This is a genomic window from Sphingomonas sp. (assembly GCF_013812825.1).
Classification (GTDB): domain Bacteria; phylum Pseudomonadota; class Alphaproteobacteria; order Sphingomonadales; family Sphingomonadaceae; genus Sphingomicrobium.
The window spans coordinates 1-8,912 of sequence record NZ_JACCSU010000100.1 but is presented as its reverse complement, the minus strand read 5'-3'; the positions used below and the strand labels follow the sequence as shown (position 1 = coordinate 8,912).

11 protein-coding genes are annotated in these 8,912 nt (G+C 65.8%); 8 read left to right on the top strand and 3 right to left on the bottom strand.

Going from position 1 to position 8,912, the window contains the following annotated elements; genetic code table 11:
* Positions 1 to 68: 68 nt before the first annotated feature.
* A complete protein-coding gene (locus H0T81_RS12740) occupies positions 69 to 596 on the bottom strand; it encodes a (2Fe-2S)-binding protein (protein WP_294013860.1) in 528 nt (175 codons plus the stop codon).
* A gap of 49 nt (positions 597 to 645) precedes the next feature.
* Here H0T81_RS12740 and H0T81_RS12735 point away from each other — a divergent pair, with 49 nt between their 5' ends.
* The 4 genes from H0T81_RS12735 to H0T81_RS12720 all read left to right on the top strand — a co-directional run bounded on the left by H0T81_RS12735 (position 646) and on the right by H0T81_RS12720 (position 5,397).
* On the top strand, positions 646 to 1,425 hold the full coding sequence (locus tag H0T81_RS12735) for an alpha/beta fold hydrolase (RefSeq protein ID WP_294013859.1): 780 nt from the start codon (positions 646 to 648) through the stop codon (positions 1,423 to 1,425).
* An 83-nt stretch (positions 1,426 to 1,508) separates the two neighbouring features.
* Positions 1,509 to 2,558, top strand: coding sequence for an HWE histidine kinase domain-containing protein (locus H0T81_RS12730; RefSeq protein ID WP_294013858.1), 1,050 nt, complete (start codon positions 1,509 to 1,511; stop codon positions 2,556 to 2,558).
* Positions 2,558 to 2,914, top strand: a complete 357-nt coding sequence (locus H0T81_RS12725) for a response regulator (RefSeq protein WP_294013857.1) — start codon at positions 2,558 to 2,560, stop codon at positions 2,912 to 2,914. Before H0T81_RS12730 ends, H0T81_RS12725 begins: the two co-directional genes overlap by 1 nt.
* A gap of 185 nt (positions 2,915 to 3,099) precedes the next feature.
* On the top strand, positions 3,100 to 5,397 hold the full coding sequence (locus tag H0T81_RS12720) for a bifunctional salicylyl-CoA 5-hydroxylase/oxidoreductase (RefSeq protein WP_294013855.1): 2,298 nt from the start codon (positions 3,100 to 3,102) through the stop codon (positions 5,395 to 5,397).
* Here the strand turns inward: H0T81_RS12720 and H0T81_RS12715 are convergent.
* Positions 5,357 to 5,986, bottom strand: a complete 630-nt coding sequence (locus H0T81_RS12715; protein ID WP_294013853.1) for a phosphatase PAP2 family protein — start codon at positions 5,984 to 5,986, stop codon at positions 5,357 to 5,359. The two genes, H0T81_RS12720 and H0T81_RS12715, sit on opposite strands and share 41 nt — an antisense overlap.
* Positions 5,987 to 6,210: 224 nt before the next feature.
* On the opposite strand from H0T81_RS12715, the gene H0T81_RS12710 reads away from it, so the two are divergent.
* A complete protein-coding gene (locus H0T81_RS12710; protein WP_294013851.1) occupies positions 6,211 to 7,080 on the top strand; it encodes a hypothetical protein in 870 nt (289 codons plus the stop codon).
* 278 nt (positions 7,081 to 7,358) lie between these two features.
* Positions 7,359 to 7,547 carry a hypothetical protein gene (locus tag H0T81_RS12705; protein ID WP_294013849.1) on the top strand — a complete coding sequence of 63 codons (189 nt, stop codon included), beginning with the start codon at positions 7,359 to 7,361 and terminating at the stop codon, positions 7,545 to 7,547.
* 8 nt (positions 7,548 to 7,555) lie between these two features.
* Here H0T81_RS12705 and H0T81_RS12700 read toward each other — a convergent pair whose 3' ends face one another.
* Complete coding sequence (locus H0T81_RS12700; protein ID WP_294013847.1) at positions 7,556 to 8,107, bottom strand: cytochrome b; 552 nt, start codon at positions 8,105 to 8,107, stop codon at positions 7,556 to 7,558.
* On the opposite strand from H0T81_RS12700, the gene H0T81_RS12695 reads away from it, so the two are divergent.
* A complete protein-coding gene (locus H0T81_RS12695) occupies positions 8,090 to 8,362 on the top strand; it encodes a hypothetical protein (protein ID WP_294013844.1) in 273 nt (90 codons plus the stop codon). The genes H0T81_RS12700 and H0T81_RS12695 overlap by 18 nt on opposite strands.
* Positions 8,363 to 8,373: 11 nt before the next feature.
* On the top strand, positions 8,374 to 8,912 hold a 539-nt coding region (locus H0T81_RS12690; RefSeq protein WP_294013841.1), incomplete at its 3' end, for a TonB-dependent receptor.

Sequence of the window (8,912 nt, the reverse complement as noted above, 5' to 3'; positions counted from 1 at the left end):
CGCGGGAACGGCGGCGCCAGCGAGCAGCAGGAACAGCAGGCTCTTACGCATGTCGATATTCCATCGCATCAAGATCGATTCCCGGGTGAAAATTGCTCTTCGCCAGATGAGCCGTTGCTTAACCGATTCGATCCCTCTGGAGCGGCCGGCGCAGCCGCCGCCGCAGCCCGCGCGATCGCCTTGCGAATGCGCGGATAGGCCCCGCAGCGGCAGATGTTGGGAAGCGCGTCGATCGCCTCCGGGCCGGGGCTCGGGTTCGACTGCAGAAGCGCCGCGATGGCCATGATGAAACCGGGCTCGCAATAGCCGCACTGGCTGACCTGCTCGGCCGCCCACGCCTGCTGCACCGGATGGGTGCGGCTGGCCGACAATCCCTCGATGGTGACGATCTCCGAGCCTTCGAGCGAGCCGATGCTGACGCTGCAGCTCGGCACCGCTCGGCCGTCGACGATCACCGTGCAGGCGCCGCAATCGCCATGATCGCAGCCGTGCTTGGTCCCGGTCAGGTTGGACGCGTCGCGAAGCGCCCACAGCAAAGGCGTCTGCGGGTCGAGCCGGTAATGGATCGCCTCGCCGTTGACCGTCATTCGCGTCATGCTTCGGGCGTAACTTGCCCTTGGCTGGTTGCAAAGCCATCATGGCGGCATGGGGCGCGTGAGCATGGCGGACGGCAGGGCGATCGGCGTCGACGAGACCGGCGGCGGCGGTGCGGTCCCGATCCTGTTCCTGCACGGGGTCGGCTCCGACAAGTCCGTTTGGGCCCCGCAGCTCGAGCATTTCGGCCAGAGCCGGCGGGCAATCGCGTTCGATTATCCGGGCTATGGGGAAAGCGACCCGGCGGCGCCCGGCACGACCCGCGACGATTTCGCCGCCGCGATCCTGGTCGCGATGGCTACGCTGGGCATCGACCGCGCCCATGTCTGCGGACTGTCGCTGGGCGGAGTGATCGCAATCGCGATCCATCACTCGGCGCCCGAGCGCTGCGAGTCGCTGATCCTCGCCGACAGCTTTGCGGTCCATCCCGACGGGCAAGCGATCTACGACCGTTCGATCGCGGCGAGCGAGCAGATGAGCGAGCTGGCCGCGGCGCGCACTCCGGTGCTGCTTGCCGCCGGGGCGTCCGAAGCGCTGCACCAGGAAGTCCGCGAAACGATGGCGAGGATCGATCCCGACGCCTTCCGAATCGGCGCCGAAGCCGTCTGGCTAGCCGACCAGCGCGATCGGGCGCGGTCCGTCGGAGTGCCGACGCTGGTGCTCGTCGGCGGCGACGACAGCGTCACTCCGCCCGAGCTGTCGCGCGATCTTGCCGAGATGATTGACGGCGCCGAGCTGCAGATCCTCCCGGGGGCCGGTCACCTCAGCAACATCGAGCGGCCCGCCGATTTCAACCGCATCGTCGAGGAGTTCGTAGCACCGCTCGGATGACCGAGCGCCAGTGTCCGCTTTCGACCCATTCCGGACATTAGCGCCCGTTTGCCGAGCAGCGGACTGATCTCTATCATGTCGGTATGCCTGATAAGTCGAAGGAGCAAAGGGCCGCTGAAGGCCAGGTCGAAAGCTTGCGGCGGGAAGGTGGTCCGTTCGTCGTCGCCGCCGAAGAGACGCGGATGCCGATGGTGTTCATGGACGCGACGGAAACGGGCAATCCGATTATTTTCGCCAATGATAGCTTCCTCACGCTGACTGGATACAGCCGCGACGAGGTCCTCGCCCACAGCTTCAACTTCCTGATGGCGCAGGGCGCAGATGCCAAGGCGCTGGCGGCCGTCGAAGCTGCGTTCGGCGGCAGCCACGAACACAGCTCGGAAGTCCGCTATCGCCGCAAGGACGGCAGCGAGTTCTGGGCGGCTCTGTTCATCAGCCCGGTCCGCGACGAAAAAAGCGGCGACGTCATCCAGCATTTCGCGTCGTTCATCGATCTCACTCGGCACAAGGAGGAGCAGGTCCAGTCGCGGATGCTCATCGATGAGCTGAACCATCGCGTGAAGAACACGCTGACAACCGTCCAGTCAATTGTCGCGCAGGCGCTGCGGAACGCGACCGACCCTGAAATCATCCAGGAAGCGATCGAGTCGCGACTTTTTGCGCTCTCGCGGTCGCACGACCTTCTGACCCGCGAGAATTGGGAAAGCGCAGGATTGCACGATGTGGTCAGACCTGCCCTCGAGCCGTTCGGGATCGCGAAGGGCCGGGCCGAGCGTATCAGGATAGAAGGCGAGAATGTCCGTTTTTCGCCGAAAGCCGCTTTGGCTCTCGGCATCGCCTTCCACGAACTAGCCACCAATGCCGCCAAGTACGGCGCGTTTTCCGGCGAAACCGGATGCGTCCGGGTAGAATGGACGATCAAGCCGGCGCCCGAGGGCGATCGACTGGTCCTGCGCTGGACCGAGGAGAATGGTCCGCCTGTCAGGCCATCGTCCAAAAAGGGGTTCGGGTCGCGGGTGATCGAGCGCGGCCTAGCTCTCGAGCTGGGCGGGACAACGCAGCTCGATTTCCGCCCAGACGGCGTGGTCTGCACAATCGACATTCCCGCGCCGCAACCCGCCGGTGACGGTTAATGCTCTCCGGACGCCGTATCCTCGTTGTCGAAGATGAAATGCTGGTCCTCCTAAACGTCGAGGACATCTTGGCCGACCTCGGGTGCAAGTCCGTGACCGCTGCCGCCACGGTCGATCACGCCCTTGGGCTCATCGCCGCGCAAACCTTTGACGCAGCCATGGTCGATGTGAACCTCGACGGCAGGAAGAGCTATCCCGTGGCCGACGCGCTCGCGGCGCGCCGCGTGCCGTTCGTTTTCTCAACCGGCTACAGTGGCCAAAGCCTAGACGAGGGCTACCGGGACTTGCCCGTGCTGGCAAAGCCTTATCGTCAGGCGGAACTGGTCGAGGTCCTCACGCGCCTTCTCCGTCCGTAACCTGTGCATTCGTAATGTCTGCTTTCCACCCCAAGCTGACATTCCGGCTGTCCTACAGGCGCAATGCTGTGCCATGTTGCGGCGATGCGTTCGTTCCTCTCCCGTCACGCGCTGATTGCGGCATCGTTGAAGGCCCTCACGCGCGTACAGTGCGACGTTTGCGACTTTCGGCGGGTTCGCCGGCCATGAAGATCGCCTGCATCGGCGGCGGCCCGGCCGGCCTCTATTTCGCCATCTCGATGATGCTGCGCGATCCCAGCCACGAGGTCCATGTGTTCGAGCGCAACCCGCGCGGAGTGACCTTCGGCTGGGGCGTCGTGTTCTCCGACCAGACGGTCGAGAATTTGACCGCGAATGATCTCAAGTCGGCGCAGGTCATCGCCGACGAGTTCGCCCATTGGGACGACATCGACGTCCATTACCGCGGGCAATGCATCCGCTCGTCGGGACACGGATTCATCGGCATCGGCCGGATGCGCCTGCTCGAAATCCTGCAGCAGCGCGCCGCCGAGCTGGGTGTCGAACTGACATTCGGGCACGAGTGCGATCCCGACGATCCCAAATGGGCCGAATACGAGCTGGTGATCGCGTCGGACGGAATCAATTCGCGCGTCCGCGACCGCTTCGCCGACGAGCTGGGAGTCGACGTCGACCAGCGCGCCAACAAGTTCGTCTGGCTGGGCACGTCGAAAGCCTTCGATGCCTTCACCTTCGCGTTCGAGCAAACCGAGGCGGGATGGATCTGGGCGCACGCCTACCGCTTCGCGCCCGACTGCTCGACCTTCATCGTTGAATGCTCCGAGGAAACCTGGCGCGGGCTCGGCTTCGACCGAATGGACCAGGCGGAAGCCATCGCCCGGTGCGAACGCCTGTTCGCCAAATATCTCGACGGCCACGCGCTGGCGTCGAACGCCGCGCATCTGCTCGGCTCCGCGGCCTGGCTCAACTTCCGCCGAATCAAGTGCGAGCGCTGGTCGAACGGCCGCTTCATCCTGCTCGGCGACGCCGCGCACACCGCGCATTTCTCGATCGGGTCGGGCACCAAACTCGCGCTCGAGGATGCGATCAAACTGGCCGACGTGCTCAACCGCCCGGGCCTGGAGCTCGAGGCCGCGTTGTTCGAATATCATGCGGAGCGCAGCCTCGAGGTGCTCAAGCTGCAAAACAGCGCCCGCAACTCGACCGAATGGTTCGAGACGCTCGAGCGCTATTTGCATTTCGAGCCGCTGCAATTCGCCTACTCATTGCTGACCCGCAGCCAGCGCATCAGCCACGAGAATCTGCGGCTGCGCGACAAGGACTGGCTGGAGAGCGTCGAGCGCTGGTTCTGGGAGCGCGCCGGGGTCCCGGGCAAGACCGCTGCGCCGATGTTCGCTCCGTTCCGCCTCCGCGAAATGAGCGTCGAGAACCGGATCACCGTCTCGCCGATGGCGATGTATTCCGCGGTCGACGGAGTGCCGGGCGATTTTCATTTCGTCCACCTCGGCGAGCGCGCGCTGGGCGGCGCCGGCCTCCTGTTCACGGAGATGACCTGCGTCTCACCCGATGGTCGGATCAGCCCGGGCTGCGCGGGCATGTGGAACGCCGAGCATGTCGCGGCGTGGCGGCGGATCGTCGACTTCGTCCATTCCAGCAGCAAGGCCAAATTCTGCCTGCAGCTCGGCCATTCGGGCGGCAAGGGCTCGACCAAGCTCGGCTGGGAAGGCAATGACGTTCCGCTCGACGACGGCAACTGGCCGGTGATGGCCGCGTCCGACGTGCCCTGGTCGCCGGTCAACCAGCGGCCCAGGGCGATGACTCGGGCCGACATGGACCTGGTCCGCGATCAATTCGTGGCCGCGGTCCGCATGGGGTTCGAGGCGGGGTTCGACATGGTCGAGCTCCACGCGGCGCACGGCTATCTGCTGTCGAGCTTCATCACCCCGCTGCAGAACCGCCGAAGCGACGAATATGGCGGCAGTCTCGACAATCGGCTGCGCTACCCGCTCGAGGTGTTCGCGGCGATGCGCTCCGCCTGGCCGGGCGAGATGCCGATGTCGGTTCGAATCTCGGCCAGCGACTGGGCCGGCGATGAGGGCATCACCGCCGCCGACGCGGTGGCGATCGCCGAAGCCTTCGCGCGCGAAGGCGCCGACTTGATCGACGTCTCGGCGGGGCAGACCTGGACCGGCGCGCAACCCGTCTACGGCCGGATGTTCCAGACTCCGTTTTCCGACAAATTGCGCAACGAGGCGCGGGTCGCGACGATGGCGGTTGGCAACATCTACGAGCCCGACCACGCCAATTCGATCCTCGCCGCGGGCCGCGCCGACCTGGTCGCGCTCGGCCGCCCGCATCTGATCGACCCGATGTGGACCCTGCGCGCCGCGGCCGCGCTCGACTACCGCGACATCCACGTGCCGCCGCAATATCTGAACGGCCAGGCGCAGCTGGCGCGCAACCTCAAGCGCGAGGCGGAGGCCGCGGCGGCGCTTCGGGTGTAGCCGCTTCCTCGAGCCGCTCGCCGAGGCGCATGACGAGGTCCGCCGCGGCTTCCGATGCGACACCGAGCGCGATCCCGGCGGCGACATCGGTCGGGAAATGGTTGAGCCGCGGAACCTGCAAGGCGGCGACCACCGCGGCGGCGGCAACGGCGGGTGCCTGATGCTGCGGGTATTCGCGGCCGAATGCGCGCGCGACCGCGACCGATCCGGCGCTGTGGCCCGACGGAAAGCTCGTCATCGTCTTGGCCGTATGTCGCCCGGGTTTGACGACCCGGTCCGAATGGCTCCTCGCGCTGTGGGGCCGAGTCCGGTCGATGCGTCGCTTGATCAGGTTTTTGGCCAGGGTCGCGATCTCGTGCGCGAGGAGCATCCGGACTCCGGCGCGGACGAGCCGGCGATTGGCCGTTAGCAGGCCGGTCGCGATGACCAGGCCCGAGACGGTTCGAAGCTCCGGCTGGTCGCCGAGCTGGCCGACGGCGTCGACGACCTTCGCCTGCGGCTTGCGGCGCGGAGCGAGCGCGTTGGCGGCCTTGGCTTCGGCGGCGATCGCCTTGCGAGCCATCTTGCGCGGCTTTCGGGTCTTGGGCATCGGGCCACAAACCGACGCCGGCGCGCTTTGTGCCGTGGAATGGCCGGGCGGATACAAGGCTGTCCAATGAGGACGGCCAACTAAACTGCTCCCCCACGACTGCTTGACATTCAAGGACTTGACTCGGGCTTGACGCGAGTTCAGGCTGGTTAACAAGATGATAATAGTCCCGCCCGGGGGCGTACCAGAGGCACTAATTTTCATCTCGTTTGAGGGGGTCGGTCATGAAAAAAACGATTTTGCGCGTGGCGTTGGTTTCGGTTGCTGCACTGAGCGTCGGAAGCCCGGCGCTCGCAGAGCATAGCTGGGGCACCTATCACTGGAGCAAGGGCACCAATCAGCTGGGTGTCACCGTCGGTGATAATGTGGACTCGCGCTGGGACCAGTATCTCGTGGTCGCGCTTGGTGTGGATGCCAGCGGCAATCCGTTTGAGGGGGCCAAGCCAAGTTGGAATGACAGCAGCGTCATAGCGAGCCCCCTAGTCGCGGGCGCTACCGACCCCAAACGTTGCAAGGCCGCAGCGGGGAAGATCGAGGTTTGCAACGCTCGATATGGCCGCACCGGCTGGCTCGGCGTCGCCGGAATCTCGATTTCTGGCGGCCACATCGTGTCGGGCTACACCAAGGTCAACGACACCTATTTCGACACGGCCAAATACAACACGCCCGGTTGGCGGCGGCTCGTGATGTGCCAGGAGATTGGTCACGACTATGGGCTCGGACACACGGACGAGACGTTCGCGAACACGAACCACGGCACTTGCATGGATTACACAGACGATCCCGACGGAACGATCAAGAACCAGTTGTCGAACGAGTATCAGAACGCGCACGACTTCGTTCAGCTCGAGACCATCTATGGGCATAGCCACCAGGCCACGACCAACTTCGGCGAACGCAAGCTCGGCGCCGCGCCGGCGGCTGCGGAGGCAGCCCTGGAAGGCGGCAACAGCCCGGCGGACTGGGGACGGGCGGTCGCCTATGACGGCAAAGGCCGGCCGCACATTTTCGAGAAGAACGAAGGTGGCCGCAAGATCATCACCCACGTGTTCTGGACGCTCGAGCATAAAGGCGGCGGCAGTCAGGATCACTGATCCGTCTGCCTGCAGCCGCTGCCCGTCTCGTAGCCGCAAGCGCGCGTAACGTCCGCTTTCCACTCGAAGCCGGCATTAGGGCGGCGGCAGGATCGTCTGCCACGCCTGCTTTGCTCCCCACCTGCAGCGCTTTAGCCGGACCCGCGGCAAGGCGCGGGTTGAGCTGCACAGCCTTGCGGGCCTGCCCGGCGTGCATGGCGCGCGCGTCCTAATCCATTTTAGCGACAACATAACCAACTAGGTGGATACAGCGAGTCGTTCCGGGGAAGGGGCAACCGATGGGCGACAAGGACTATTTCCTGCGGCGTGCCGCAGAAGAGCTGGCGGCGGCCGAGCGCGCCACCTGCGTGGAAGCCAAGGGCGTTCATCAGGAGCTCGCCAGCCGCTATCTTTCGATGATCGACCACACGGCGGCCGCGCCGGCGGCGCCCAGCGTGTCCGCGGCCAGCGATCGCCTGTCGGCCTAGTCCGCCGCTCAGTTCCCGCGCTGCCGCACGTGCGGCGCCTGTCCGCTTCGAGCTCGTTTTGGAAGCATCCGAAGCAGCACCGCATCCTTCAGTTTCAGATGGTGGTGCAGCGCAGCCGCGACATGGACGACGACAAGTGTCAGCATCGTCCAGGCCAGGAATTTGTGGGCGCCGATGGCCAGCGCGGCTTCGGCGCTTTGCCGAGCGATCGGGAATTTCGGCACATCGAGCAGCCCGAACCAGGTCAGCGGGTAGCGCCCGGCCGAGGCGCGCAGCCAGCCGGTCAGCGGCAGTGCGATGATGAGCACATAAAAGGCGGCATGGGTGAAGCGCGCGGCCCGCGCTCGCCAGCGGCTGATCGACAACGGCAGCGGCGGCGGCCGGTGCGACAGGCGCCAGACGAGCCGCAGGATGCTGAGCGCCAGGACAGTCAGGCCGATCGACTTGTGGAACGGGACGAGGTTCAGGCCCAGGCGGGCTTCGATGGTCTCGCCGAAATGGCCGATCGGCCAGTTGACGGCGATCAACAGCGCGATCGCCCAATGAAAGGCAATCGCCACTCCGTCATATCGCTGCACTTCGTCCAGTTCCCGCACGAGGGGCAGCATTCCATCGGCTCGGGAAATCCGCAATGGGCACAGTCCGCCGTCAACAACGGGTGGACGATGTCGCTGCCTTTGGGCCATCATCCGCCGGTGACGCGCAAGAAAGAGAAAGAGAAGGAGCTGTGGCCGGCCTGGGCAACGTGGGCCTTGATCGGTGTCGCCGCGACCAGCGTCCTGACCATCGCCGCCACCCTTAACGACATCTTCTAGCTGCTGGTGCGATGATCCAGGCGCTCCCGCCGCCCGAGCCGGCACCGGCGATCATCATCACCGCGCCGGCGCTTCCCGATCCTGCCGCCGAGCGCGCCTATGCCGTCGACGAACTGGATCGTCAGCGACTGCGCGACGCGCCGAGCAGCCAGCTCGACCAGATTCTCAAGGAGGTGCCGGGCCTGCAGCTGTTCCGCCGCTCGGACGCGCGCAGCGGCCACCCGACGAGCCAGGGTGTCACTCTTCGGGCGCTGGGCGGGAACGCATCGAGCCGGGCGCTCCTGATTCTCGACGGAGTCCCGCAGAGCGATCCGTTCGGCGGCTGGGTCAACTGGCCCGCCTACGACCCCGTCGCGCTCGACAGCGTGCGCGTCGTCCGGGGCGGCGGCAGCGTCGCCGACGGGCCCGGCGCGCTTGCCGGAACCATCGAGATGGCGAGCGCTCTGGCCAGCGGGCTGGCTGCCGATGCGGAAGCGGGGACCCGCGAGTCGCTCGAAGGCCGGCTCCGGTTCGGCGCCGCGATCGGCGCGGGCAAGATCAGCCTTTCGGC

Coding starts and splice junctions, on each gene's coding strand:
- H0T81_RS12740 (WP_294013860.1), bottom strand. CDS start 596: ATGACGCGAATGACGGTCAACGGCGAGGCGATCCATTACCGGCTCGAC.
- H0T81_RS12735 (WP_294013859.1), top strand. CDS start 646: ATGGGGCGCGTGAGCATGGCGGACGGCAGGGCGATCGGCGTCGACGAG.
- H0T81_RS12730 (WP_294013858.1), top strand. CDS start 1,509: ATGCCTGATAAGTCGAAGGAGCAAAGGGCCGCTGAAGGCCAGGTCGAA.
- H0T81_RS12725 (WP_294013857.1), top strand. CDS start 2,558: ATGCTCTCCGGACGCCGTATCCTCGTTGTCGAAGATGAAATGCTGGTC.
- H0T81_RS12720 (WP_294013855.1), top strand. CDS start 3,100: ATGAAGATCGCCTGCATCGGCGGCGGCCCGGCCGGCCTCTATTTCGCC.
- H0T81_RS12715 (WP_294013853.1), bottom strand. CDS start 5,986: ATGCCCAAGACCCGAAAGCCGCGCAAGATGGCTCGCAAGGCGATCGCC.
- H0T81_RS12710 (WP_294013851.1), top strand. CDS start 6,211: ATGAAAAAAACGATTTTGCGCGTGGCGTTGGTTTCGGTTGCTGCACTG.
- H0T81_RS12705 (WP_294013849.1), top strand. CDS start 7,359: ATGGGCGACAAGGACTATTTCCTGCGGCGTGCCGCAGAAGAGCTGGCG.
- H0T81_RS12695 (WP_294013844.1), top strand. CDS start 8,090: ATGAAAGGCAATCGCCACTCCGTCATATCGCTGCACTTCGTCCAGTTC.